Annotated in this window: 23 protein-coding genes and 1 riboswitch; of the genes, 13 read left to right on the top strand and 10 right to left on the bottom strand. The window is 71.4% G+C overall.

The window, feature by feature from the left end:
• Positions 1-849 (bottom strand): helix-turn-helix domain-containing protein, encoded by an 849-nt coding sequence (locus NDW01_RS43955; RefSeq protein ID WP_252824579.1) that lies wholly within the window; start codon positions 847-849, stop codon positions 1-3.
• A 79-nt stretch (positions 850-928) separates the two neighbouring features.
• Here NDW01_RS43955 and NDW01_RS25650 point away from each other — a divergent pair, with 79 nt between their 5' ends.
• Together NDW01_RS25650 and NDW01_RS25645 are read left to right on the top strand one after the other, a co-directional pair.
• The gene (locus NDW01_RS25650) at positions 929-1,633 is read left to right on the top strand and encodes a type IV toxin-antitoxin system AbiEi family antitoxin domain-containing protein (RefSeq protein WP_252824577.1); all 705 of its coding nucleotides are present in this window, start codon (positions 929-931) and stop codon (positions 1,631-1,633) included.
• 38 nt (positions 1,634-1,671) lie between these two features.
• Complete coding sequence (locus tag NDW01_RS25645; protein ID WP_252824575.1) at positions 1,672-2,532, top strand: nucleotidyl transferase AbiEii/AbiGii toxin family protein; 861 nt, start codon at positions 1,672-1,674, stop codon at positions 2,530-2,532.
• Positions 2,533-2,564: 32 nt separating this feature from the next.
• On the opposite strand, the gene NDW01_RS25640 is transcribed toward NDW01_RS25645, so the two are convergent.
• On the bottom strand, positions 2,565-3,023 hold the full coding sequence (locus tag NDW01_RS25640; RefSeq protein ID WP_252824573.1) for a MarR family winged helix-turn-helix transcriptional regulator: 459 nt from the start codon (positions 3,021-3,023) through the stop codon (positions 2,565-2,567).
• Between the two features lie 135 nt (positions 3,024-3,158).
• Here NDW01_RS25640 and NDW01_RS25635 point away from each other — a divergent pair, with 135 nt between their 5' ends.
• Positions 3,159-4,385 carry an MFS transporter gene (locus tag NDW01_RS25635; protein WP_252824571.1) on the top strand — a complete coding sequence of 409 codons (1,227 nt, stop codon included), beginning with the start codon at positions 3,159-3,161 and terminating at the stop codon, positions 4,383-4,385.
• A gap of 48 nt (positions 4,386-4,433) precedes the next feature.
• A riboswitch (cobalamin riboswitch) is annotated at positions 4,434-4,599 on the top strand.
• A gap of 41 nt (positions 4,600-4,640) precedes the next feature.
• Positions 4,641-8,327, top strand: a complete 3,687-nt coding sequence (gene cobN, locus NDW01_RS25630; protein ID WP_252824569.1) for a cobaltochelatase subunit CobN — start codon at positions 4,641-4,643, stop codon at positions 8,325-8,327.
• 49 nt (positions 8,328-8,376) lie between these two features.
• On the opposite strand, the gene NDW01_RS25625 is transcribed toward cobN, so the two are convergent.
• Complete coding sequence (locus NDW01_RS25625) at positions 8,377-9,255, bottom strand: NmrA family NAD(P)-binding protein (RefSeq protein ID WP_252824567.1); 879 nt, start codon at positions 9,253-9,255, stop codon at positions 8,377-8,379.
• A 154-nt stretch (positions 9,256-9,409) separates the two neighbouring features.
• Between NDW01_RS25625 and NDW01_RS25620 the strand changes: the two genes are divergently transcribed.
• The 4 genes from NDW01_RS25620 to NDW01_RS25605 are packed head-to-tail and all read left to right on the top strand — an operon-like array spanning position 9,410 to position 12,788.
• The gene (locus NDW01_RS25620; RefSeq protein ID WP_252824565.1) at positions 9,410-9,610 is read left to right on the top strand and encodes a hypothetical protein; all 201 of its coding nucleotides are present in this window, start codon (positions 9,410-9,412) and stop codon (positions 9,608-9,610) included.
• A 40-nt stretch (positions 9,611-9,650) separates the two neighbouring features.
• On the top strand, positions 9,651-10,955 hold the full coding sequence (locus NDW01_RS25615; RefSeq protein WP_252824562.1) for an ABC transporter substrate-binding protein: 1,305 nt from the start codon (positions 9,651-9,653) through the stop codon (positions 10,953-10,955).
• Positions 10,955-11,905 (top strand): carbohydrate ABC transporter permease, encoded by a 951-nt coding sequence (locus NDW01_RS25610; protein WP_252824560.1) that lies wholly within the window; start codon positions 10,955-10,957, stop codon positions 11,903-11,905. The genes NDW01_RS25615 and NDW01_RS25610 overlap by 1 nt, the downstream gene beginning before the upstream one ends.
• Position 11,906: 1 nt before the next feature.
• On the top strand, positions 11,907-12,788 hold the full coding sequence (locus tag NDW01_RS25605) for a carbohydrate ABC transporter permease (protein ID WP_252824558.1): 882 nt from the start codon (positions 11,907-11,909) through the stop codon (positions 12,786-12,788).
• 54 nt (positions 12,789-12,842) lie between these two features.
• Here NDW01_RS25605 and NDW01_RS25600 read toward each other — a convergent pair whose 3' ends face one another.
• From NDW01_RS25600 to NDW01_RS25590, 3 genes are all read right to left on the bottom strand, one after another.
• Positions 12,843-13,607, bottom strand: coding sequence for a DeoR/GlpR family DNA-binding transcription regulator (locus tag NDW01_RS25600; protein ID WP_252785484.1), 765 nt, complete (start codon positions 13,605-13,607; stop codon positions 12,843-12,845).
• Positions 13,608-13,704: 97 nt separating this feature from the next.
• The gene (melA, locus tag NDW01_RS25595; protein ID WP_252824555.1) at positions 13,705-15,036 is read right to left on the bottom strand and encodes an alpha-glucosidase/alpha-galactosidase; all 1,332 of its coding nucleotides are present in this window, start codon (positions 15,034-15,036) and stop codon (positions 13,705-13,707) included.
• A 92-nt stretch (positions 15,037-15,128) separates the two neighbouring features.
• On the bottom strand, positions 15,129-15,983 hold the full coding sequence (locus NDW01_RS25590) for an endo alpha-1,4 polygalactosaminidase (protein WP_252824552.1): 855 nt from the start codon (positions 15,981-15,983) through the stop codon (positions 15,129-15,131).
• A gap of 486 nt (positions 15,984-16,469) precedes the next feature.
• Between NDW01_RS25590 and NDW01_RS25585 the strand changes: the two genes are divergently transcribed.
• Both NDW01_RS25585 and NDW01_RS25580 read left to right on the top strand, forming a co-directional pair.
• Complete coding sequence (locus tag NDW01_RS25585) at positions 16,470-16,820, top strand: hypothetical protein (RefSeq protein WP_252824550.1); 351 nt, start codon at positions 16,470-16,472, stop codon at positions 16,818-16,820.
• Positions 16,821-16,825: 5 nt separating this feature from the next.
• Positions 16,826-17,593, top strand: coding sequence for a glycoside hydrolase family 25 protein (locus tag NDW01_RS25580; protein ID WP_252824547.1), 768 nt, complete (start codon positions 16,826-16,828; stop codon positions 17,591-17,593).
• Here NDW01_RS25580 and NDW01_RS25575 read toward each other — a convergent pair.
• Positions 17,544-18,179: a glycoside hydrolase family 16 protein gene (locus NDW01_RS25575; RefSeq protein WP_252824544.1), complete on the bottom strand. Its 636-nt coding sequence runs from the start codon at positions 18,177-18,179 to the stop codon at positions 17,544-17,546. The two genes, NDW01_RS25580 and NDW01_RS25575, sit on opposite strands and share 50 nt — an antisense overlap.
• A gap of 199 nt (positions 18,180-18,378) precedes the next feature.
• Here NDW01_RS25575 and NDW01_RS25570 point away from each other — a divergent pair, with 199 nt between their 5' ends.
• Positions 18,379-19,305 carry an alpha/beta hydrolase gene (locus tag NDW01_RS25570; protein WP_252824542.1) on the top strand — a complete coding sequence of 309 codons (927 nt, stop codon included), beginning with the start codon at positions 18,379-18,381 and terminating at the stop codon, positions 19,303-19,305.
• A 40-nt stretch (positions 19,306-19,345) separates the two neighbouring features.
• On the opposite strand, the gene NDW01_RS25565 is transcribed toward NDW01_RS25570, so the two are convergent.
• Positions 19,346-20,173: a UTRA domain-containing protein gene (locus tag NDW01_RS25565; protein ID WP_252824539.1), complete on the bottom strand. Its 828-nt coding sequence runs from the start codon at positions 20,171-20,173 to the stop codon at positions 19,346-19,348.
• 235 nt (positions 20,174-20,408) lie between these two features.
• Between NDW01_RS25565 and NDW01_RS25560 the strand changes: the two genes are divergently transcribed.
• Positions 20,409-20,777, top strand: a complete 369-nt coding sequence (locus NDW01_RS25560) for an ATP-binding protein (protein WP_252824537.1) — start codon at positions 20,409-20,411, stop codon at positions 20,775-20,777.
• 10 nt (positions 20,778-20,787) lie between these two features.
• On the opposite strand, the gene NDW01_RS25555 is transcribed toward NDW01_RS25560, so the two are convergent.
• Positions 20,788-20,928, bottom strand: a complete 141-nt coding sequence (locus NDW01_RS25555) for a hypothetical protein (protein WP_252824534.1) — start codon at positions 20,926-20,928, stop codon at positions 20,788-20,790.
• A 189-nt stretch (positions 20,929-21,117) separates the two neighbouring features.
• Entirely contained in the window at positions 21,118-22,077 is a 960-nt protein-coding gene (locus NDW01_RS25550) for a quinone oxidoreductase family protein (protein ID WP_252824532.1), read from the bottom strand.
• Between the two features lie 134 nt (positions 22,078-22,211).
• Here NDW01_RS25550 and NDW01_RS25545 point away from each other — a divergent pair, with 134 nt between their 5' ends.
• Entirely contained in the window at positions 22,212-24,218 is a 2,007-nt protein-coding gene (locus NDW01_RS25545; protein ID WP_252824529.1) for a HelD family protein, read from the top strand.
• Positions 24,219-24,346 lie beyond the last annotated feature (128 nt).

Genomic DNA, 24,346 nt, shown 5'->3' with positions numbered 1-24,346 from the left:
TCATCGTCGGCCGGCGGCGTCCTCGCCGTCTTGGACGAAAGGGAGCTCCTCGCCGGCCAGCCACGCGGACGGGGGACACCCGGCGAGGTCGTTCCACTCGCGGGCCAGGTGCGCCTGGTCGTAGTACCCGCACACCGCCGCCACGCTCGCCAGCGGCGGCCGTCCGGGCTCCTTGAGTAGCCGCTTGGACCGCTCGAACCGCATGACGCGGGCCGCCTCCTTCGGCCGCAGCCCGTACTCGGCCGCGAACCGCTCGCTCAGGTGCCGGCGGCTCCAGCCGACCTCGCGCGCCAGGTCGCCGATCCGTACGGCGCCGTCCGTGTCGGCGAGACGCCGCCAGGCGTACCCGACCTCGGGCGGCGGACCGGGCCGCCGGTCCATGCCGCGCGTCAGCACCTCCTCGGCGACGGCGAAGCGGGCCGGCCAGGTCGATGCCTCGGCCAGGCGCTCGACGAGCTCCCCGGCCCGCGTGCCGATCAGGTCGTCGAGGGCCAGGACGGCCGAGCCCAGCTCGGCGGCGGGCAGCCCGAACAGGGAACGGGCCCCCTCCGGCGTGAGGTCGAGCTGAACGCCGGCGAGGTCGCCGTCATGGGAGATCCGCACCGGCCGGGTGTGCAGGCCCCCGGCCAGCGCGGTGAGAGCGGCCGATCCGTAGGGGCCGCTCGTGCGGGTCGGGGCGCCCGGACTGAGGACCACGGTCAGATGCCGGGACGGCAGCCCGAGATGCGTGCCGGCGGGAAAGCCCTCGTACCGGTACCCGACGCAGCGCGCCACCGCCCACGCGAGCCGCCCCGACGGCCGCCAACGAACGCTCTGACTGATCCGCCCGGCGCCCTCCACACGGCTCACGGTAGCCCCTCACGGGCTCATGACAGCTGCGCCGCGAAATATCGCTCAGTGTGTCATCATGGCTACCCAAAGTGGCAATGTGCTCGTCAAGGGGGGTGATGAGATGGTCGCCGCTGCGCTCGATCCTTGTATGAAAGTCTCGCCATGTAAGGCCTTGATGGGGAGACTTTCATACATGGGGTTTGTACGGGAAGAAGCCACCGACCGTCTGGCTCGGCTGTCTCCGACGTTCACCAGTCGGCAGGCCAGAGAGGAAGGACTCAGCTGGAGAGATTTGTACGCGCTTCGTGACTCGGAAGAGATCGCTGAGCTGGCGCGGGGGGTCTACCGCAAGGCGAGCGCTCCGGAGACGGCGCACGTCGATCTGCTCGCGGTCGCGGCACGGGTGCCCCAGGCGGTCATCTGCCTCGAATCGGCACTGGCGCTCCACGACCTCACCGACGAGGTGCCGTCAGAGATCAGGATCGCCGTGCCCCGTAATCGACACGTCCCTCGATTCGACTACCCGCCATTGAGCGTGTCCCGCTTCGACCCGCATACGTTCGAGGTCGGCGTTGAGCTCTTCGAAATCGCACCCGGAGAGATGATTCGGGTGTACAGCGCCGCGCGGAGTGTCGTGGACGCCATACGTCTCCGGCGCTTCGTGGGCGAGGTCACGGGCCTTCGGGCGCTCCGTCTCTACGTGCGGCGCCGTGGCGCGCAGCCTGCCGAGTTGCTGCGACTCGCGCGACTGCTCCGTGCGGAGGGCCGCGTCCGGTCGGCCCTTGATGCGGTGACCGCCTGATGGCGCCGAACCCGCCCCGCGACACGACGGCGGGTCGTGTGTTCAATGACCTGCGTAACAGGGCCAAGCGGGAGCGCCGGCTCACGGACGAACTGCTGCCCCGACACGTCCAGGAGGGATTCCTCAGGCGGCTCAGCGAGTCGGATCACCGGGATCGGTTCGTACTCAAGGGCGGCTTGCTGCTGAGCGTCCTGGACGCCCGGCGTCCTACGCGCGACGCCGATCTGCTGGGACAGGGGATCGACTGCGACGAGGACTCGATCGTCTCGGCGGTTCTGGACATCACGGGCCTTCCTGTAGACGACGGCATCGAGTTCGACGGCGAGAGTCGGAAGACGTCCGTCATTCGTGACGATGATGAGTACGGCGGCCTGCGTATCGTCATCCCCGCCACGGTGGCCCATTCCCAACTGCGGCTCCAACTGGACGTGAGCTTCGGGGACCCTGTGACGCCGGGGGCTCGGCGGATCAGCTATCCGGCGCAGGTCGGCGAGGCGTTCCCCCTGCTCGTGTATCCGGTGGAGACGGTCGTCGCCGAGAAGACGGTGACGGCCATGCAGCGCGGAGACGCCAACTCGAGAGTTCGGGACTACGCGGACTTGTGGCGCCTGAGCGGTGTCCACGCGTTCGCCGGCGCGGACCTGATCACGGCCGTCGAACGTACCGCCCGTCATCGGGCGTTGTCTCGGCACCCTCTCGCGGGCTACATCGATGATCTGCCTCGGGCCAGGGCGCGGGCTTACGGGGACTGGCGGCGGAAACAGGGTCCGGACCGTGACGCTTACCCGGAGGACTTCGCCCAAGTGGTGGCCGAGGTCGTCGCGTTCGCCGATCCGCTGCTCGTCGGTGAGATCGTGGGTGCGGAGTGGGATCCGGATGCCCGGTCCTGGCGGCGGTGACGGCCCTCCTCCGATGGGCGGCGGTGGGGCGGTCAGGTGGTCGGGGTGAGGTTGGGCAGGGTCTCCAGGGCGCGGACCAGAGGGGCGAGTTCGGGGAGGGCGGCGGCGTCGGCGAGGGCCGTCTCCAGGGCCGCGTTGTGGGTCGGGGTCGCCTTGGCGAGGAGCGCTCCGCCCTCCTCGGTGACCTCGGTGTAGATGCCGCGCCGGTCGTCCTCGCACAGGTAGCGGCGGAGCAGGCCGCGCTTCTCCAGGCGGGTGACGAGACGGGTCGTGGCGCTCTGGCTCAGGACCATGGCGTTCGCGAGCTGCTGCATCCGCATGTGCCAGTCCTCCTGCCGGGACAGCAGGTGGAGGGCGCAGTACTCGTTGACGCTCAGGTCGTGCTCGGCCTGCAGGGCCCGCTCGACCCTGTCCTCGATCCGGGCGTGCAGGGCGGCGAGGGTACGCCAGCCCTGGGCGCGGGCCTCGGCCGCGTCATCGGGCAGTGACATGGGTCACCCCTCCTTGCGTTTGGCATCTCACTGGTTGCGTGGTGAGATAGTCGGCGTCTGCAAGTAACAGGCGCGTGCAACTAATTCGTGCGCTGGTTATTGCTCACGCCCCTCAGTCTACGCGGAGGAGACCTCATGCCCATCGCGCTGCTCGCCCTGGCGATCGGCGGCTTCGGCATCGGAACGACCGAGTTCGTCATCAGCGGCCTGCTGCCCGACCTGTCCGCCGACCTGCACGTCTCCATCCCCACCGCCGGGCTCCTGGTGTCCGGGTACGCGTTCGGCGTCGTCATCGGGGCGCCGTTGCTGACCGCGCTCGGGTCCAGGATCTCCCGCAAGACCATGCTGGTGTCCCTGATGGTGCTGTTCACCGTGGGCAACCTCCTGTGCGCGGTCGCACCCACGTACGGCGTGCTCATGGTGGCCCGGCTGGTGACCGCGTTCGCCCACGGCGCCTACTTCGGCATCGGTTCCGTCGTCGCCGCCGACCTCGTACGGCCCGAGAAGCGTGCCGGGGCCATCGCGATGATGTTCACCGGCCTGACCGTGGCCAACGTGCTCGGCGTTCCGGGCGGCACCGCGCTCGGGCAGGCCCTCGGCTGGCGGTCCACGTTCTGGGTCGTCGCCGCGATCGGCCTGGTCGCCCTCGCGGGCATCGCCACGCTCGTTCCCGCGCAGCCGCGGCCGTCCGCCGACACCGGCCTGCGCGGCGAGCTGTCGGTCTTCCGGCACGGCCAGGTCTGGCTCGCCCTCGCCATGACCGCCCTCGGCTGGGCGCCGGTCTTCACCGTCATCACCTACGTCGCGCCGCTCGCCACCCGCGTCACCGGGTTCTCCTCCGGGGCGGTGCCGATCCTGATGGTGCTGTTCGGCGTCGGCATGGTGGCCGGCAACGCGCTGGGCGGCAGGCTCGCCGACCGCGCGCTCATGCCCAGCCTGTACGGGATCCTCGCCGCCGTCATCGCGGTGTCGCTTCTCCTCTTCTTCGTCGTGCACGGCAAGGTCGCGGTGGTCGTCGTGATGGTGCTGCTCGGAGTGGTCGGCAGCGCAACGATCGCGCCGCTGCAGACCCGGGTGCTGGACAAGGCGGCGGGCGCGCCGACGATGGCGTCCGCCGCCAACATCGCGGCGTTCAACCTCGGCAACACGGTCGGGCCGTTCCTCGGCGGGCTGGCCATCGACGCCGGCCTGGGCTACGCCTCGACGACCTGGATCGCCGCGCTCATCGGCGCGGCCGGCCTGGCGGTCGCGCTGGTCTCCGGCGCCCTCGACCGGCGCGCACCCGAGCGGCCCGCCGGCGCGTACGCCGGCATCACCGCCGAGGGTCTTCGTCCCTCCGAGCTCGAACATCCTCGGCGCTGACGCCTTGCGCGCCGCTTACGGCGGTGCGCCCGCCGGGGCGCGATCGTAGACTGATCGCGCGACGGCGAGGGAAGGAACCCGGTGCGAGTCCGGGGCTGTCCCGCAACTGTGACCAGGTAGCGAGCCCGCACGTACGGCCACGGCGATGAGCTGGAAGGCCGCGGGGGAGCGGTGACCTGGAAGTCAGGAGACTTCCCGCCGTCGCCGACCTTTCACCCGAGCCGGGGCGAGGACCCCCGAGGGAAGGAACGACACGTGCGTGTCCTGCTGCTCTCCACCGCCGACACCGAACTCCTGTCCGCGCGCTCGGCGGACGCCGGTTACGTGACGGGCAACCCGTCGCGTCTCGACGTCGCCGACCTGGACGCGCTGTGCGCGGGCGTCGACGCCGTGGTGGTCCGGCTGCTCGGCGGCCTGAAGACCTGGCGGGAGGGGATCGAGGACCTGCGCGGCAGGGACGTGCCGCTCATCGCGCTCGGCGGGGAGGCCGCCCCGGACGCGGAGCTGATGGCGCTGTCGACGGTGCCCGCCGGCGTCGCCGCCGAGGCGCTGGCCTACCTCCGCGAGGGCGGCGTGGACAACCTGCGGGAGCTGGCCCGCTTCCTGTCCGACACCCTGCTGCTGACCGGCGAGGGGTTCGAGGCGCCGCGGGAGATGCCCGCGTACGGCGTGCACCGGCCCGGGGAGCCGAAGGACGGCCGGCCGACCGTCGGCGTCGTCTTCTACCGGGCGCACGAGCTGTCCGGCAACACCGCGTTCGTCGACACGCTGTGCGAACGGATAGAGGAGCTCGGTGCGAACGCGCTGCCCGTCTTCTGCGGCTCGCTGCGCTCCGCCGACGAAGGGCTGATGGAGCTGCTGGGCCGGGCCGACTCGCTGGTCGTCACGGTGCTGGCGGCCGGGGGAGCGGCGAGCCGCGGAGCGAGTGAGGAGGGAAGCCCGACCCGGAAGCGCGTCGCGGTGGCGGCGGACGCCTCGGCGGGGGGTGACGAGGACGCCTGGGACGCCGGGGCGCTCGCCGCGCTCGACGTGCCGGTCGTCCAGGGGCTGTGCCTCACGACGTCCCGCGCGACCTGGGAGGCGTCGGACGCCGCGCTGTCCCCGATGGACGCCGCGATGCAGGTCGCGATCCCCGAGTTCGACGGGCGGCTGATCTCGGTGCCGTTCTCCTTCAAGGAGGACGGGCCGGACGGCATCCCCGTGTACGCCGCCGACCCGGAGCGGGCCGCGCGGGTCGCCGGGATCGCCGTGCGCCAGGCCCGGCTCCGGCACACGCCGGTCGCCGAGCGCAGGCTCGCGGTCGTGCTGTCGTCGTACCCGACCAAGCACTCCCGCGTCGGCAACGCCGTCGGGCTGGACACGCCCGCCTCGGCGGTCCGCCTGCTCGGGGCGCTGCGCGAGGCGGGCTACGACGTCGGCGAGTACCCCGAGGACGGCGACGAGCTCATCCACGCGCTGATCGCGGCGGGCGGGCACGACGTCGAGTGGCTGACCGAGGATCAGCTCCGCGCCGCGCCCGCGCGGGTGACGCTGAAGGACTACGAGCGGTGGTTCACCGCACTGCCGGAGCCGCTGCGCGAGCGGATGCGGGAACACTGGGGCGAGCCGCCCGGCGAGCTGTACACCGACGGCGACGACGTGGTCCTGGCGTCGCTGCGGTTCGGGAACGTCGTACTGATGATCCAGCCGCCGCGCGGGTTCGGGGAGAACCCGGTGGCGATCTACCACGACCCCGACCTGCCGCCCTCCCACCACTATCTGGCGGCGTACCGCTGGCTGGACGAGGTGTTCGGCGCGGACGCCGTCGTCCACCTCGGCAAGCACGGCACGCTCGAGTGGCTGCCCGGCAAGGGCCTCGGCCTCTCCGCCGAGTGCGCCCCGGACGCGGTCCTCGGCGACCTGCCGCTGGTCTACCCGTTCATCGTCAACGACCCGGGCGAGGGCACGCAGGCCAAGCGGCGCGGCCACGCCGTCATCGTGGACCACCTGGTGCCGCCGATGGCGCGCGCGGAGACGTACGGCGACCTGGCCAAGCTCGAACAGCTCCTCGACGAGTACGCCACCGTGCAGGCGCTCGACCCGGCGAAGCTGCCGACCGTGCGCGCCCAGATCTGGACGCTCGTGCAGGCCGCCCAGCTCCACCACGACCTGCACGTCACCGACGAGCCGGGCGAGGCCGACTTCGACGACTTCGTCCTGCACATCGACGGGTACCTCTGCGAGGTCAAGGACGTGCAGATCCGCGACGGACTGCACATCCTCGGGCAGGCGCCGGAGGCCGGGCAGCGGGTGAACCTCGTGCTCGCCGTGCTGCGCGCCGCGCAGGTGTGGGCGGGGCGGGCCGGGGCGCTGCCCGGGCTGCGCGCCGCGATCGCGGCGGCGTACGGCCTGGACGAGCGGGAGCTGCTCGCCGTCCCCGGCGCGCGGGTCGAGGCCACGGCGCTGACCGAGGTCGTGGACGGCCCCGCCCGTACGGCGTCGGACGTCGTGGACCTGCTGGAGGCGGTCGCGCGCCGGCTCGTCGTCGGCATGGAGACGCTCGGCTGGGACGCCTCCCGCGCGGCGGCGGTCTGCGCCGAGGTGCTCGGCCGCGAGGTGCCCGAGGTGGTGACGCTGCTGGAGTTCGGCGCGCGGGAGGTCGTGCCGCGGCTGGACGCGACGTCCGGGGAGATCGACGCGGTCCTGCACGCGCTCGACGGCGGGTACGTCCCCGCCGGGCCGTCCGGGTCGCCGACCCGCGGGCTGGTCAACGTGCTGCCGACCGGCCGCAACTTCTACTCGGTCGACCCGAAGGCCATCCCGTCGCGTACGTCGTGGGACGTCGGGGTGTCCCTCGCCGAGTCGCTGATCCGACGGCACCTGGACGACACCGGCGAGTACCCGCGCAGCGTCGGCCTCACGGTGTGGGGCACCTCCGCGATGCGCACGCAGGGCGACGACATCGCCGAGGTGCTCGCGCTGATCGGCGTCCGCCCGACCTGGGACGCGGCGTCCCGCCGCGTCACGGGATTCGAGATCATCCCCCGCGAGGAGCTGGGCCGGCCCCGCGTCGACGTCACGCTGCGGATCTCCGGGTTCTTCCGTGACGCGTTCCCGCACGTCATCGCGCTGATGGACGACGCGATCGGCGCGGTCGCCGAGCTCGACGAGCCCGACAACCACGTCCGCGCGCACGCGCTGGAGGACCTGGCCGGGCACGGCGACTGGCGCCGCGCGACCAGCCGCATCTTCGGGTCGAAGCCGGGGGCGTACGGCGCGGGGCTGCTGCCGCTGATCGACGCCCGTAACTGGCGGGACGACCGGGACCTCGCCGAGGTGTACGCCGTGTGGGGCGGCTACGCGTACGGGCGGGGCCTGGACGGGCGGGAGGCGCGGACCGACATGGAGGCGGCGTTCCGCCGGATCTCGGTCGCGGCCAAGAACCAGGACACCCGCGAGCACGACATCATGGACTCCGACGACTACTTCCAGTACCACGGCGGCATGGTCGCCATGGTCCGGTCGCTGACGGGGCGGAACCCGGCCGCGTACGTCGGTGACTCGGCGCTGCCGGACCAGGTGCGGACGCGGACGCTCGGGGAGGAGACGCACCGGGTGTTCCGCGCCCGCGTCGTGAACCCGCGCTGGATCGCCGCGATGCGCCGGCACGGCTACAAGGGCGCGTTCGAGCTCGCCGCCACCGTCGACTACCTGTTCGGGTACGACGCGACGGCCGGGGTCGTGGACGACTGGATGTACGAGAAGCTGGCCCAGGAGTACGTCTTCGACGCGGAGAACCGCGCGTTCATGGAGCAGTCCAACCCCTGGGCGCTGCGCGGCATCACCGAGCGTCTCCTGGAGGCCGCCGACCGCCGCCTGTGGGCCGAACCCGACCCGCAGACGCTGGACCGGCTGCGCCGGACGTACCTCGACCTGGAGGGCGACCTGGAGGGCGGCGAGTAGGCGAGGCCGGCGGCCGGGGCGGCCGGCGGCCGGGGCGGCCGGCGGCCCGTCAGGCCAGGACGGCGGGCTTGAGCACCTCCTCGCACCACTGATGGAAGCCGGTCGGGGCGGGTGAGGTCACGGCCCGCTGTTCGGCGTCGTAGATGCCGTCGCTCTGGGCGATGGCCATGTCGACCAGGCCCTGCGCCCAGGCGTCGCTCATCCCGTACCGCGTCATCATCGCCTTGTACGCCTCGGGGTCGGCCTGCTGGAAGCGGACCGGGCGTTCCAGGACCTCGGTCAGGACCTCGGCCATGGCGTCGGGGGACAGCGAATCGGGGCCGATCACCGGGACGGTCTCCTGCCCGGACCAGGAGTCGTCGGACAGGAGGCGGGCGGCGGTCGCGGCGATGTCGCGGGTGGCGACGGTCGCCAGCGGGCGGTCCGCCCGGTTCGGCATGGAGAACATCCCCTGCGTCCTGATCGCTTCGACCTGGTGGAGGAGGTTCTCCATGAAGAACGGCATGGCCAGGGCGCGGTAGCCGACCCCGGTGCTCTCGATCATGTCGTCCATCGCGAACGCGGGCGACAGGAGCCCGGCGTGCCCGCCGTAGCCGCGGCCCAGGCTGGTGACTCCCACGACGCGCTCGACGCCCTGAGCCGTGATGGCGTCACAGGCCGGGCGGGTGAAACCGAGGTAGTGCTCCTGGATGTCCTCGGCGCGCGAGTTCGGGGGGACGAGCCACAGGACGCTGTCGGCGCCCTTGAACGCTTCGGCGAGGACCTCGGGGTCGCTGTGGGAGCCCTGGACGACCTCGGCGCGGTCGCGGGTGCGCGGGGCGAGCCGGCCGGGATCGCGGGCGATCACCCGGACGGGCCGGCCGCCGTCGAGCAGCGTGTCGAGGACCTGACGGCAGATCTCGCCGGTGGGAGCGGTAATGACGATCACGGGAACCTCCGGGAGCGACGGCGATCCGGCGCAGTGCGCCGACCGGGTCTCCCCGGTCGCCGGATGCGCCGTTTCCGGTGCTAACGCCTTAACCATATCAGCGATTCCTCAACGCTAACACGGGATCGTTATCGGTGGAAACCGGTCGTCCTGCATGCTGCCGGCGCTCGGACGCGCGTCCCTCGCCGCACTGGAAGGGGCCGCGTCCGCGGCGATCCCGGCGGGTGTGACCGTCGATGATCGGCGGCTGTTCGGTTGCGGCAATGTGACCGTGTTATTCGCAGAACGCCTTGAAGACGTGATTGATTCTGATCTAAAGTCCCATGCACTGCTCGCAAACGAGCATCGATTCTGACTGAAGCGCACGCGCGGGCGGCCCAACCAGGGAGTTATCTATGACGCGCGCAAGATCACGTCTGCTCGGCCGGACGGCCGGTACGCGACTCATGGCCATGGCCACCACGCTCGCTCTCGGGGCCGTGGCGGCCTGCTCCGGAGGAGGATCCGGATCCTCACACGGCGCGACGATCTTCTGGCACGGCTACACGGGGCAGGAGGCGAAGGAGATCGCCGCGCTCGGCCAGGAGTGGAACCAGGCCCACCCCGGCCAGAAGGTGAACGTCACCTTCGCCGGCAGCAACGACGACGCACTGAAGAAGACGCTCGGCGCGTTCGTGTCCGGCAAGACGCCGGGCGTGGCCTACGAGTTCGGCTCGTCGATCACGACACTGGCCAAGCGGCCCCAGACCCAGGACCTCACGTCGCTGGTGAAGGGCGCGCCCGAGTTCAAGTGGGACGACTTCTTCCCGGCCGCCCGGCAGGCGGCCACCACGCCGGACGGCAAGATCTACGGCGTTCCGGCGCTGGTGGACAACCTGGCGCTGGTCTACAACAAGAAGATGTTCGACGCGGCCGGGCTGTCGTACCCGACGCCGTCCTGGACCTGGACCGACTTCCAGAACGCCGCGCGCCGGCTGACCGACGCCGGTAAGAAGCGGTACGGCTGGGCCTACGTGAACGACGGCACCGAGGACACCGTCTGGCGGTTCCTCGCGCTGCTGTGGCAGGCGGGCGGCGACCTGCTCACCCCGGACGGCAAGAAGGCCGCGTTCGACTCGCCGGCCGGCCTGGCCGCCATGCAGCTCCTGCACGACATGTCCGTGACCGACCACTCGGTCTACCTCGACGGCGGCGACCAGCAGTACCTCAACCTCTTCAACTCAGGGAAGATCGGGATGATGTGGACGGGGCCCTGGGACCTGTCCTCCATCACCAAGGACGTGCCGTACGGCGTCCAGATCCTGCCCGGCAAGGTCACCCACGCGACGATCGCGGGCCCGGACGTCTACATGCTGTTCAACAAGTCCGACCGCGCGACCGCCTGGGCCTTCCTGCAGTGGCTGACCTCCCCGGAGGTCCACCTGCGCTTCGCCACCGCCACCGGCGACCTGCCGCTGCGCCAGTCGGAGACCCAGCTCCCGGGCTACCAGCAGTTCCTGAAGAAGTACCCCGGCGACAAGGTCTTCGTCGACAACCTGGCGAAGAACGCCACGAAGTCGCGGCCGAACATCCCGGAGTACTCCAAGATCTCCCAGGCCCTCGGCCTGGCGGTGCAGGCGGTGCTGCTCGGCAAGGCACAGCCCCAGGCCGCCCTGGACCAGGCGCGTGACGAGGTCAACAGCGTCATGGCGGGCGCGTAATGGCGGTCGTGGCGGCCGACCGGGCCGCGTCCGAACGCCGGCGCGGCCACCGGACCCACCGGCCCGGCCCCCGGATGCGCCGGGCCGACCACGTCGCCGGCTGGGCCTTCGTGTCCCCGGCCGTGCTCCTCATCGGACTGTTCGGCCTGGTCCCGGTCGTCTGGTCGCTGCTGCTGTCCTTCCAGCAGACCGACCTCACGTCACCGGGCACGTGGACCGGCGCCTCCAACTATCAGAAGATGGTGCACGACCCGGTCTTCTGGCAGGCGGCCCGGCAGACCCTGGTCTACTGCGTGCTGTTCGTGCCGATCACGATGCTGCTGGCCATCCCGATCGCCGTGCTGCTCAACCAGAGGGTGCGCGGCATGCTGTTCTACCGGATGGCGGTCTACGTCCCGCTGGTGACCTCGACGGTCGCCACCGGCGTGATCTTCAGCTGGCTCCTCAACCCGCAGTTCGGCCTGGTGAACGCCGCGCTGGGCAAGGTCGGCCTCCCGCAGCAGGGGTTCTTCCAGAGCACGGGCGAGGCGCTGCCCGCGGTCGTGATGATGACCGTCTGGGGCTGGCTCGGCTTCGCCGTGATCATCTACCTGTCGGCCCTGCAGAACGTCCCGCGCGAGCTCATGGAGGCCGCGGCCCTGGACGGCTGCGGCCGGGTGAAGGCGTTCTGGAAGGTCGAGCTGCCGCTGCTCGCGCCGGCCTCGTCCTTCCTCCTCGTCTGGCTGACGATCAACGCGCTCCAGCTGTTCGACGAGGTCTACGTGACCACGAAGGGCGGTCCCCTGCACGCCAGCACGGTCCTGGTCTACTACCTCTACCAGCAGGCGTTCGTGAACTTCGACGGCGGCTACGCCGCCGCGATCGGCAGCGCGCTGTTCGTGGTGATCCTGGCCGTGACCATGGTCCAGCTCTGGCTGAGCCGCCGGGCCTCCCACTACGAGGTGAACTGACATGGCCGACACGGCGCTCACGCGATCGATGGGACGCGCCCGTACGGCGGAGCGGGAGCGCCCGCCGCACCGGCGGTCCCGCCGGCCCAGCCCCCTGCACCTGGTCCTCATCCCGCTGTCGGCGGTGATGCTCGCCCCGCTCATCTGGATGGTGCTGCTGTCGATCTCCACCGAGGCGGAGACGCGGCGGTTCCCGCCGGGGCTGCCGCACGGGATCCACTGGCAGAACTACACCGACGCCTGGAGCCAGGGGCCGTTCGGGCACTGGCTGCTGAACAGCGCGATCGTGTCGGTCGCCTGCGTCGTCGGCAACCTGGTGCTGTGCTCGCTGGCCGGCTACGCCTTCGCCCGGATCCCGTTCCTCGGCAACCGGGTGCTGTTCGTCGTGGTCCTGGCCACGCTGATGGTGCCGTTCCAGATCGTCATGCTGCCCACCCTCATCGTGATGCAGCACCTGCACCTGACCGACACGCTCGGGGCGCTGATCGCGCCGAACCTCGCCACGCCCTTCGGGGTCTTCCTGATGCGGCAGTTCTTCACCACCGTGCCGAAGGAACTGGAGGAGGCCGCCCGCATCGACGGCGCCGGACGGCTGCGGACGCTCGCGAGCGTCCTGCTCCCGCTCATGGGCCCGACGCTCGCCACCCTCTCGGTGCTGACGTTCCTCAACGTCTGGAACGACTTCCTGTGGCCGCTCATCGCCGTGCAGAGCCCCGGGAACATGACGATCCAGCTCGGCCTGCAGAACTTCCAGGGACAGCATTTCACGAACTGGCCCGTGCTGATGGCCGGCACCGTCACCAGCCAGATCCCGGTGCTCGTCCTGTTCGTCCTCGCGCAGCGCTTCTTCGTCCGCTCCATCGCCTCGTCCGGGCTCAAGTGACCCGGTGCGCCGTGGCCCCGGCCGGAACGCCGGCCGGGGCCACGGCGTTCGGTACTAGACGATGGTGACCTCGACGCCCGCCGCGCGGAGCCGGTCCAGCTCGGCCGCGTCGGCGCCCGAGTCGGTGACCAGCATGGTGATCTCGTCGATGCCAGCGATGCGGGAGAAGGCGCGCTTGCCGACCTTCGAGCCGTCGGTCAGCACGACGACCTGATCCGCGGTGCGCAGGAAGCTGCGGTCGGTCTGCGCCTCGACGTCGTCGTGGGTGCTGATGCCCCGGCTCGCCTCGATACCGTCGACGCCGATGAAGGCGATGTCCAGGTTGATCCCGGCCAGGGCCTGCTCGGCGAGCGGGCCGACCAGCTCGTACGACGCCGAGCGCACGCTGCCGCCGGTCACCACGAGGTCGACCGCGGGACGTACGGACAGCTCCCCGGCGATGTTCAGCGCGTTCGTGATGACCTTGAGCGGACGGGCCGACGCGCCGAGGATCCGCGCCAGCTCCGTCGTCGTCGTGCCGCCGCCCAGGCCGACCGAGTGCACCGCGTCGGTCACCAGCCGCGCCGCGGCCTGCGCGATGCGCAGCTTCTCCTCGTGGTGGCGGCCCGAGCGGTAGCGGATCGGCAGTTCGTACAGGACCTCGGCCGAGACCGCGCCGCCGTGGGTGCGCTTGAGCAGTTGCTGTTCTTCGAGAACGCGCAGGTCGCGGCGGACGGAGGCGGGGGAGGCGCCCAGCTCCCCGGTGAGGTCGGCCACGGAGACGGAGCCGTCGCGGGCCAGCCGGTCGAGGATCAGACCGAGACGCTCCTCTTGACGCATTCGATCACTATAAAACGATCACGGCCGCGCGGGAACGATTAATTCCGGGGGTGATCGCTCACAGTGTTGCTCGCTTGGCCCCGCCTCCGTGCAGCCGTCACCGAGAGCCGGGGGTGAGCCGTCCTCGCAGGGCCGGGGGCAGGGCGTCGCCGTGCGCGGCCACCATGGCGTCGCACAGCTCCCAGATCTGGTCGACGGTCAGCGCGGCCGCGGTGGCCGGGTCGGACATCGCGGCGTGCCGGATGTGCCGCGGGTCGCCCTCGACGGCGGCGGCGACGACCAGCTCGACGACGTTGAGGAAGCTCCGGTTCAGCGCGGCCAGCTGCGGCGGCAGCGCCCCCACCGCGTGCGGGTGGACGCCGAGCCGGTCGACGGTCGCCGGGACCTCCACGCCCGCGCCCGCCGGCAGGTTGGTGATCAGGCCGGTGTTGGCGGTGGTGACCTGGATCGAGCGCAGGGCGCCGGTGACGAGGCTGTGGATCACCTGCGGGGCGTACTCGGTCGCGTCCTCCTCCTCGCGGGGCTCCGGGTCCAGCCCGGCCGCCAGGCTCTCCCGGATCGACTCGTACTCGGCGACGTTGCCCGCGCTGATCCCGAGGTAGTCGCCGACCGGGATGCGCAGCCGCTCGATCTCGGCGGGATGCCGCAGGTAGAAGGGGACGTACTCGGAGGAGTGCTCGCTGGTCTCGGTCGGGTAGTAGCCGAGCCGCCGGTACATGTCCACGCGCACCCGGCGGCGCAGCTCCGGGTCGCGCTCGATCGCCGCGTCCAGCGCCGGGTACAGGTCGCGGCCCTGGTGCCGCCAGCGCAGGATCCACGCCTGGTGGTTGACCCCGGCCGAGAGGAAGTCGACCTCCTCGTGCGGCACGCCGACGATGTCGGACAGCCCGCGGACGGTCCAGTAGACGGAGTGGCAGAGACCGGCGGCCTTGAGCCGCGGCGCCACCGTGGCCAGGTACTGCAGGTTCATGGCCATCGGGTTGGTGTAGTTCAGCAGCCAGGCGTCGGGGCACACGGCGGCCATGTCGGCGGCGAGGCCCTCCAGCAGCGGGAACGTCCGCAGGGCGCGGAAGATGCCGCCGATGCCCAGCGTGTCGCCGATCGTCTGCCGGAGCCCGAAGCGTTCCGGGACCTCGAAGTCGATCGTCGTGGCGCGGTGACCGCCGACCGCGACCATGTTCACCACGACGTCGCTGCCGTCCAGGGCCGCCCTGCGGTCGAGCTCCGCGACGATCTCCGGCTTGGCGCCGAACCGCTCCGCGGTGCGCCGGGCGAGCGCCTCGGCGACCGACAGCCGCTCGGGGTCGATGTCGTGCAGCGCGAGCCGTACGTCCGCGAGCTCGGGGAAGGACAGGATGTCGCGCAGGAGCTGCTGGGTGAACTCGACGGAACCGGCGCCGATGAAAGCGATACGGATGGACGGGGACATACAGGGTGAACCTTCCACTTACGGGGGTGGCCGGCGGCGGCCCCGCACCTCGTGACCGCCGCCGGCCGGTACAGCCGGATGAACAGGGTGGGTCAGACGCCCCGGCAGGGGACGCGGTAGGCGGTGAGGTCGAGGTCCTTCTTCAGTGAGTTGAAGTTCTGCGCGTTGGCCTTGGCGCAGAACTTCGACGTGGCCAGGGAGTACTCCACGTTGAACACGGCCTTGCCGGCGGCCACGTACTTGTCATAGCCGTAGCCGGTCTGCGCGGTCGTGCACTCGTTGTTCGCCCAGCACTCCTCGTTCAGCGCCCAGTCGAAGTACGGCTGGAGCGTCTTGAGCTGGGGGATGTCGTTCTTCAGGCCGGCCGACAGCCCGCGCTTGTGCGCCTCGTTCGCCAGCCAGGTGTTGAAGCTCAGCTGGTCGTTCGCGGTCATCGGAAAGCCGGGGTCGTTGTCGTACCCGTCGACGTTGTCGAACTCGATCGCGTCGAAGCCCTTCGCCCTGCACATGTCCATGCGCTTGCCCAGGATCGTGCCGAGCTTCCCGGTGTACTGCCGGACGTCCAGCCAGCGCTCACCGGCCCAGCCGTCGACGTTGTTGCCGAGCACGCTGCTCGGGAAGTCGCCGGCGTCGCTGCGCCAGTTCTCGTACGTGCCGGCGCTGATGTAGCAGACGACCTTCCGGCCGGACTTGGTCGAGTGGAGGTTCGACACGTCGGCGGCGGTGGCGTCGAACCCGTCGATGTCGTACATGGCGACGTCCAGGTACGGCGCGGACGGGACGGAGGACAGCTGCCACTGCCAGCTGGTGTTCAGGGCGGGCTTCCAGCAGCCGCTGCAGGAGACGGGGTCGGGCAGAGTCGCCGCGCCGGCCGGGACGGCCAGGCCGAGGCAGGCGACGAGTGCCGCGCTCAGGGCGGCGACGATGAGACGTGCTCTTTCGCGCATGGGCGCTCCTCGTGAGTTCGAAGAAACACGGGGCGGCATGCGTGCTGTTCCGCACTCCCCGTACGCGCCGGCCCCGGAATCTCCGCGGCGGCCGGGGTGGCGTCGCCCATAGGGATCGGCAGGACTGACGCCAGCACGCGAAAGAGCTCTCCTTCCGTCGGCCAGGACCGAGGATTGCTCATTCGTGCGCGCTTTGCAAGCTTTCCGGACAGCTACGCGCATCTAACCCGACGAGTGGCAACCCGGGGAGGCGCGGGATACCGGCGGGATGGAGCCCGCGATCACGTTCCGGGGGCGGCGAGGCAGGGCGAACCGGGATACGGCCTGCCCGGATGGTGACCACATCCAGGCCGCCACGACAGTGACTGCGCTCGATCCGCAGGCGCCGTGCTCTGCGACGCTGAGTAAATGGGCGAATGCCCGTAGTCGGGGCGAGTCGTATAGACGTGTCTTTTGATCCGCCGTCCGTGGAAGGAGGGGGCCGCGATGGATGTCCTGGACGTCGCCACGTCCCAGAAGGGCACCGGCGAACGTGCCGATGGGTCCACCAAGTACGGAAAATGGCTGGACGAACAGCCACCGAAGACCAGCGTTCGCGCGAAGGCGGACTGGTGCGGCGCCTTTCTGTCATGGGTGATCGCTCAGGACGGCCCGGATCGGACGGCCACGGCGGGTGGCCTGAACAGGAACGACGCCGAGGTCCCGGTGTGGTTCGCCTGGATGACGGCGCACCACCGGATCTCGCACCGCGACTCCCCGATCATGGGCGACAGCGAATGGTGGGAGTTCATCGCCCGAACCGCATCGCCGGCGGACGACTCCCGCCGGGCGGGGTGACCGCCGTGCTGCACGGATTCGACATCTCCGCGTACGACTCCGCCACAGCGCCGGCCATTGACTTCGTCATCGTCAAGGCCACCGAGGGCAGGAGCTACACCAGCTCGAAATTCGCCGCGCAGTGGAGATCGGCCAAGGGCAGGGCAAGGCACCGCGGCGCGTATCACTTCGCGCGCCCGGAGGACTCCTCGGCGGCCTCCCAGGCCGCCAGGTTCCTGTCCGTCGTGAAGCCCGTGCCGGGCGAGTCCTTGTGGCTCGACCTCGAAGCCAGCGACCTGGGCCAGGCCGGGACGAACGCCTGGGCGAAGGCGTGGGGTGACTACATCCGCCGGCACGCGCGCGGCCTCACCTCCGGCATCTACATGGGATCCGGGTACGCCTCCAACGGCACCGGCCGCGGCGTCGCCCGGCACTACGACCTGTGGTGGTATCCCCAATACCCCAGCAGCGCCCGCACCTCGACGTGGCCACGGACGTTCGCCCCGTGGCTGCCCGACAAGCTGACGTGCGGCTGGAAAGAGCCGGACATCTGGCAGTTCACCGACGACTTCGACGGCCTGGACGCCGACATCACCAGGCTCACCATCGACCGGCTCGCCGGAGGCGGGCATGCCCCGCCCCCGCAGGAGGAGATGCCGCAGGGCGGCAGGGAACGGCCCGGCAACAGGACTCCGACGCTCCGGAACCCGGAGCCCGGTGATCGAACCCGGGGAGGGTACGGGGTCAGCCGTGAGGAGCGCGGTAGATCCGGACCCAGTCGACCTGCATGGTGATCCGCTGGGGCGTCGTCGGCTTGCGGTGGAACCCTTCCCGCATCTCGATGCGCAGGTAGAGCTGCATCCTGGCCTGGTGGGGGACCAACGACCCGGAATAAGTCCAGGTCTCCTTGCCGTCCATCCAGAACCTCACGTGGTCGGGCAGCCAGTCGACGCCCACGGTGTGCCACTGGGTGAAATCAGCGTGGGTGGTGCGCTGCACCTGCCGGTCGTCGGGTCCGTGATGGATGAACAGGCCGCCGCTCCTACGGTCACCCGACAGTATCTCGGCGAAGTCGATCTCGGCGTACTCCGGGTCGCCCATGCGCACCGGCCACAGGAACGCGGTCGCGGAGTAGCCGTTGCCGCGGTCGGCCCGGATGCGGGCCTCCCAGCGGCCGTAGGTCTGGGCGAGACGGGAGATGACCCCGGCGTTCAGGTCCCGGCCACCGTAGAGTCCGCCCACGAGGTTGAGGACCCCGCCCGAGACGTGGACGCCGTCAGGCGCCTCGTCCACCCGCCACGTGCGCGAGTCGAGCCGGGTGCCCCCGAAGTCGTCCGACAACACCGGCTCGCCCCAGTTCTCGCCCTCGTCGAGTGCCATACATTCACGAAAACACATGGAGCCCCCATATCAAGCGTGAACATACTCTCCGTGCGGACATGACCACATGGCGTGGCCGGTGGGGCCTGGGCTCACCTCCCCGAGGCGGCCACTCACGGTGACCGTCCAACGTGTGGTGCGTGATGGCGCCGGCCGAACCATGGCACCGCCGCTCGCAAGCGCCCTACGCTGTCCCGCCATGGGACAGGATGTGCTCGGAGTGGACTATGAGGCGATCCGGCTGACGCTGGACGATGACGCGGAGGGCGAGGTGGTCGCCACGCTCGTCCGGCGGCCCTGTCCCGGCAGCCGGAAGGCCGTGCTCTACATCCACGGCTTCACCGACTACTTCTTCCAGACGCACCTCGCCGACTTCTACGTCGAGCGCGGATACTCCTTTCACGCCTTGGACCTGCGCAAGTACGGCCGCTCGCTGCTGGACCACCAGACGCCCAACTTCGCCCACAGCATGTCCGACTACTTCCCGGAGATCGACGAGGCGGTCCGCCTCATCCGCGAGGACCACGACACGTTGCTGGTGAACGGCCACTCGACGGGCGGGCTGGTCTCCGCCCTGTGGGCCGATCGCGTCCGCGGCCGTGGCCTGGTCGACGGCCTGTTCCTCAACAGCCCGTTCCTGGAGCTGAACGTCCCCGCCGGGGTCCGCCGTACGCTCACGCCCGTCGTCCGCGTCCTGGCGAAGGGCCGCCCGAAGATGGCCATCCCGGCGGGCGTCAGCCGGTCGTACGTCCACAGCATCCACCGCGACCACGACGGGGAGTGGGACTTCGACCTGACCTGGAAGCCCGCCGAGGGCTTCGGCGTGCGGGCCGGGTGGCTGTCGGCGATCATCAAGGCGCAGCGACAGGTCAAGGCCGGGCTCGCCATCGACGTGCCGGTCCTCGTGATGGCATCCACCACGACCGTACGCGGCAGGAACGGTGACTTCTCCACCGGCGACGGCGTGCTGAACGCCGACGACATCGCCCGCTGGTCGACGCGCCTCGGGCGGCACGTCACGTGCGTGCGCGTCGAGAGCGGGCTGCACGACCTGGTGCTGTCCGCCGCGCCCGTACGGGCGAAGGTCTTCGAGGAGCTCGACCGCTGGCTGACGGCCTACCTCTGAACGGCCCGCCGGTGGGCGACCCATGGACGGGCCGGGGCCCTCAGAACCGGTCGCACCCGCCCGCCTGGCTGACGGAGAACACGTGGCGCGTGGCGGCGCAGACGGTCTCCAGCACGTGGACCGGCGTGTCCTCGGTGGAGTAGGAGGCGCGGAGGACCTGCACGACCCAGTCGCCCGGATCGAGGCGGAGCAGGTCGGTCTCCGGCCCCGTCGCCGGTCGTGCCATCAGCGTCTCCTCCGCGTGCCCGAACGCGTGACCGTGGGCGGTGATCGCCTCGTGGAGGGTGGGCGCGAGCAGCTCGGGCTCCATGACGGGGGTCTCCGCGAACAGGTCGACGCGGAGGTAGGAGACGGCGACCCGGACGGGGACGTCGTCGGCGAGCACCAGGCGCCGGCGTGCGATGACGTCCTCGCCGGGCCGTACGCGCAGGCAGGTCGCGATGTGCTCGCGGGCGGGCTCCCGGCCGACGTCGAGGAGGCGCAGCTCGGAGCGGACGTCCTCCCGCTCGGCCGTGCTGACGAACGTCCACCCGGCACCGTACGGCGACGGCTCCGTGGGCAGCTCCCGCCGCACCACGAGTGGAGGCATCCGCTCGCCGAGCGGGGGAATCCGCTCGGCGAGCGGCTCGGGCGCCGGCGCGGTGGTGCCCCTGCGCATCTGCGAGATCCGGCCGGGGGAGACTCCGAGCGTGCTGGCGATCTCCTCGAGGCGATGGCCGCTCTCCCGCGCCTCGGCGATCGCCTGACGGCGCATCCGGGCCGCCTCCTCGACCAGCGCCTGCTGCTCCGCCATGACCGCGCCGAGGACGCGGGCGCGCTGGATCGGATCGGCCAGCGCGGCGATCTCTCGTAGTCTGCTGCTGATCACGGCGTCGCGGCTCCGCTCTTCCCGAGGAGCTTCCACCTCGCTATTGCGCGATTACGCAAAGTGGCCGTAAGCTCACACTCTATCTCGTTTAGGCCCCCTAAAGGCCGCCGCTGAGAGGGCTCCGATCCATGCGCGTTCGTCTCGATCACCCTGCCCATCTTGCTACAGGGGAGGCCCGCCATGGTGGCGATACCGGCAAGTTCGCCACATTCCGTCACGCTCCGGTGACATTCTGATGGGCCGGTCGGTGCTCGGGGCGATCACCGTTCCCGGCCGTCCGGGGGAGGTGGCGACGGCGCGGCGTTTCGTCGCCAAAGCGCTGTCCGGCCGTCCGGAGGCGGACACCGCCGTGCTCCTGACCAGCGAGGCGGTCACCAACTCGGTGGTCCACACCGACAGCACCATGGTGACCGTGGTCGTGTTCGAGACGTCCACCGGCGTGCGGATCGAGGTCACCGACGAGGGCGGTGACACCCTCCCGACGATGTACGACGGCTACGAGCTGCGCGAGGGCAGGCGCGGCGTCTTCCTCATCGAGGAGCTCTCGGCCGCCTGCGGCCTCCGCAGGCACGAGGACGGCCTGACCTTCTGGTTCGAGCTCTGACCGTCGCGCGTCAGCGGATCGCCGCCAGGCCGAAGTCGTCGAACAGCACCTGGACGTCCCCGCCGCTTCCGCCGTTCTCCTGCACGGCGACCAGGCCGGACGTGCCGTTGGCCGGCGGGCCGTCATGGTCGGAGGCGTCGGCGGTGCCCATGCCGCCCCGGCCGATCCGGCCGATGATCCGGTAGTCGCCGAGCCGGGGCTGGTCCTCGGGCCGCCGCCGGTCGATCGCGCTCGTTCCCGTCGCGACGGCCCGCCCTCCTGTCGCTCGATGAGCGATAAGACCAACGGGCGGACCGTGCGGTTCCGGGTCTACGGGACGAGCGGCGGCTCGCCGGTCGGTCTACGGGATGAGCAGCAGCTTGCCGGTCGTGCGGCGCGCCTCGAGGTCCTCGTGGGCCCGGCCGGCGTCGGCGAGGGGGTACCGCCCGCCGACGTGGACCGACAGCTCCCCGGAGGCGATCCAGCCGAACAGGTCGTCGGCCCGCCACAGGAGCTCCTCGCGGGTGGCGACGTAGTCCCCCAGCTTCGGCCGCGTCAGGAAGAGCGAACCGCCCGCGTTCAGCCGCTGCGGGTCGAGTGGCGGCACCGGCCCGCTGGCGGCACCGTACAGCGCGAGCAGGCCGCGCGGCCGCAGCGAGACGAGGCTGCCCTCGAAGGTGGTCTTGCCGACGCCGTCGTACACGACCGGCACGCCGCCGCCGGTGCGCCGGCGGACCTCGTCGGCGAAGCCGTCGTAGCGGAGTACCTCGTCGGCGCCGGCGTCGCGGGCGAGCTTCTCCTTCTCGTCGGTGGAGACGGTGCCGATGACCCGGCCGCCGCGCAGCTTGATCATCTGGGTGAGCAGCAGCCCCATGCCGCCGGCGGCGGCGTGCACGAGCGCGGTGTCCCCGGGCTTGATCTCATGCGTCGAGTGCGTCAGGTAGTGGGCGGTCAGGCCCTGCAGCAGCACCGCGGCGGCCAGGTCGGGCGCCACGCCGTCGGGCACCGGGACGACCCGGTCGGCGGGCGCGACGGCGCGTTCGGCGTACGCCCCTCTGAAATCGGCACTGGCCACGACGTTGCCGACCCGCACGTCGGTCACCCCGTCGCCGACCGCCATGACGCGGCCCGCGCCCTCGGCGCCGGGAATGGCGGGGAGCTCCTTCGGATAGACGCCCTCGCGCTCGTACACGTCGCGGAAGTTGACGCCGGCGGCGGCGAGTTCGACGACGACCTCGCCCGGGCCCGGCTGCGGGTCCGCCGCGTCGGTGAGCCGCAGGACGTCCGGCCCGCCGTGCTCGGTCATCTGGATCGCGCGCATGGTGACCTCCCTAAGGTTCGATTCCCGTCGAACACTAGCGCGCCCGCCGGGACACGGAAAAACAGGCTGAGGGAGGCGCGCTCACGTACTAAGTTCGGAACTTCGCGCTTCCCGACGACCGAAAGGCCTTTGTCATGCCCACACGAGAGGCGGAGGACACCGAACCCGAGATATCCGCCGAACGCGCGCACCTCGCCCACTCCCGCGAAGCCCTGCGCCGGATGCGGGAGAACGTCCTGTCCCTGGACGCCTCGGCCGCCGGCGACTGGGTCTCGGCCAAAGTGCTCGGCGCCGACCTCGCCAAGCGCGCCGAGGCCCTGCGGGACGACCCGACGACGGCCCTGTTCTTCGGGCGCCTCGACCATCCGGACGAACGGCTGTACGTCGGCCGGCGCCACGTCCACGACGACGGCGGCCGGGCCCTGGTCATCGACTGGCGGGCGCCGATGGCGCGGCCCTTCTACAAGGCGAGCACCGCCGACCCGATGGGCCTCGTCCTGCGCCGCCGCTTCGGGTACTCCGGCGGCGAGCTGACCGCGTTCGAGGACGAGGACTTCTCCGCGCCCGTGGAGTCGCGGCTGCTGATCGAGGAGATCGAGCGGCCCCGCGTCGGCCCGATGCGCGACATCGTCGCCACGATCCAGCCCGAACAGGACGACATCGTCCGCGCCGACGCCGACCACACGCTGTGCGTCCAGGGCGCGCCGGGCACCGGAAAGACCGCCGTCGGCCTGCACCGGGTCGCCTACCTGCTGTACGCCCACCGCGAGCGGATGCGCCGGGGCGGCGTCCTCGTCATCGGCCCGAGCGCGTCCTTCCTCGACTACATCCGCGGCGTGCTGCCGGCCCTCGGCGAGGTGAACGTCGAGCAGCGCACCCTCGACCAGGTGGTGGCCACCGTGCCGGTGACGGCCCGCGACGAGCCCGCGGCCGGGCGGATCAAGGGCGACGCCCGGATGGCGGAGGTGCTGCGCCGCGCGGTCTGGAGCCACCTGCGGGAGCCGTCCGAGGCGCTCGTCGTGCCGCGCGGCACCCGCCGCTGGCGCATCCCGGCGTACGAGATCACCGAGCTGGCCGAGGCCCTCCGCGACCGCGGCGTCCGGTACGGCGCCGGCCGCGACCTCCTCGGGCACCGGATCGCGCACGCCGTCCTGCTGCGGATGGAGACGGCGGGGGAGGCGTGCGACGACCGGACCCACGAGGCGGTCCGCCGGACCCGCCCGGTCAAGGCGATCGTCGACCACGTCTGGCCGGCCCTGGACCCGGTGCGCGTCGTGATGCGCCTGCTGTCCGACGCGGAGTTCCTCGCCCAGGCCGCCGACGGCCTCCTCGACCGGGCCGAGCAGGCGGCACTGCTGTGGGACCGGCCGCCGAGAGGCCCGAAGTCGGCCCGCTGGACGCCCTCCGACGCCGTCCTCGTCGACGAGGCCGCCGACCTGATCAGCCGGACCTCGAGCCTAAGTCACGTCGTCCTCGACGAGGCCCAGGACCTGTCGGCCATGCAGTGCCGCGCGGTCGGCCGGCGCTGCGAGACCGGATCGGTCACCGTGCTCGGGGACATCGCCCAGGGGACCACGCCGTGGGCGGTCGGCGACTGGCAGGCGCTCCTGCGGCACCTCGGCAAGCCGGACGCGGACCTGACCGTGCTCGACCGCGGCTACCGCGTGCCACGTCAGATCATCGACTTCGCGAGCCGGCTGCTCCCGCACATCGCCCCGGAGCTGACGCCGCCGACGTCCGTACGCTCCGCGCCGGGCTCCCTGCGGGTCACCCCGGTCGCCGACCTGTTCGCCGCGGTGGAGGACGCCTGCCGCGAGGCGCTCACCGGCGAGGGGTCGGTCGGCCTGATCGCCGCCGAGGCCGCCGTGGCGGGGCTGGGCGAGCACCTGACCGCACGCGGGCTGGAGCACGTGCGGCTCGCGGACGGCATGGCGGGGGCGCGGCTCGTCCTCACTCCGGCGACGCAGGCCAAGGGCCTGGAGTTCGACCAGGTCATCGTCGTCGAGCCGGCGGCGATCGTCGAGGCCGAGCCGGACGGCGAGCGCTCACCCGGGCTGCGCCGGCTGTACGTCGTCCTCACCCGCGCGGTCTCCCGGCTGACCGTCCTGCACGCCCGCGACCTGCCCGACCCGCTGCGCTGACCGGCGACCGGCCCGTGCCGGTCGCGCCGTGCCGGTCGCGCCGTGCCGGTCGCGCCGTGCCGGTCGCGCCGTGCCGGGCACGGCGGGCCGGCCCGGGACCGGTCCGAACCGCCGCTGACCGGCGACCG

This window comes from Actinoallomurus soli (assembly GCF_024055715.1).
GTDB classification, from domain to species: domain Bacteria; phylum Actinomycetota; class Actinomycetes; order Streptosporangiales; family Streptosporangiaceae; genus Actinoallomurus; species Actinoallomurus soli.
Note: the sequence above shows the minus strand (reverse complement) of the source record. Positions and strands in the feature narration are given on the sequence as shown.

Bases quoted from the DNA above. Each gene is read 5' to 3' on its own strand.
- NDW01_RS25640 (WP_252824573.1), bottom strand. From the start codon at position 3,023: ATGTCACTGCCCGATGACGCGGCCGAGGCCCGCGCCCAGGGCTGGCGT.
- NDW01_RS25635 (WP_252824571.1), top strand. From the start codon at position 3,159: ATGCCCATCGCGCTGCTCGCCCTGGCGATCGGCGGCTTCGGCATCGGA.
- NDW01_RS25620 (WP_252824565.1), top strand. From the start codon at position 9,410: ATGCTGCCGGCGCTCGGACGCGCGTCCCTCGCCGCACTGGAAGGGGCC.
- NDW01_RS25615 (WP_252824562.1), top strand. From the start codon at position 9,651: ATGACGCGCGCAAGATCACGTCTGCTCGGCCGGACGGCCGGTACGCGA.
- NDW01_RS25610 (WP_252824560.1), top strand. From the start codon at position 10,955: ATGGCGGTCGTGGCGGCCGACCGGGCCGCGTCCGAACGCCGGCGCGGC.
- NDW01_RS25605 (WP_252824558.1), top strand. From the start codon at position 11,907: ATGGCCGACACGGCGCTCACGCGATCGATGGGACGCGCCCGTACGGCG.
- NDW01_RS25600 (WP_252785484.1), bottom strand. From the start codon at position 13,607: ATGCGTCAAGAGGAGCGTCTCGGTCTGATCCTCGACCGGCTGGCCCGC.
- melA (WP_252824555.1), bottom strand. From the start codon at position 15,036: ATGTCCCCGTCCATCCGTATCGCTTTCATCGGCGCCGGTTCCGTCGAG.
- NDW01_RS25590 (WP_252824552.1), bottom strand. From the start codon at position 15,983: ATGCGCGAAAGAGCACGTCTCATCGTCGCCGCCCTGAGCGCGGCACTC.
- NDW01_RS25585 (WP_252824550.1), top strand. From the start codon at position 16,470: ATGGATGTCCTGGACGTCGCCACGTCCCAGAAGGGCACCGGCGAACGT.
- NDW01_RS25575 (WP_252824544.1), bottom strand. From the start codon at position 18,179: ATGGCACTCGACGAGGGCGAGAACTGGGGCGAGCCGGTGTTGTCGGAC.
- NDW01_RS25570 (WP_252824542.1), top strand. From the start codon at position 18,379: ATGGGACAGGATGTGCTCGGAGTGGACTATGAGGCGATCCGGCTGACG.
- NDW01_RS25560 (WP_252824537.1), top strand. From the start codon at position 20,409: ATGGGCCGGTCGGTGCTCGGGGCGATCACCGTTCCCGGCCGTCCGGGG.
- NDW01_RS25555 (WP_252824534.1), bottom strand. From the start codon at position 20,928: ATGGGCACCGCCGACGCCTCCGACCATGACGGCCCGCCGGCCAACGGC.
- NDW01_RS25550 (WP_252824532.1), bottom strand. From the start codon at position 22,077: ATGCGCGCGATCCAGATGACCGAGCACGGCGGGCCGGACGTCCTGCGG.
- NDW01_RS25545 (WP_252824529.1), top strand. From the start codon at position 22,212: ATGCCCACACGAGAGGCGGAGGACACCGAACCCGAGATATCCGCCGAA.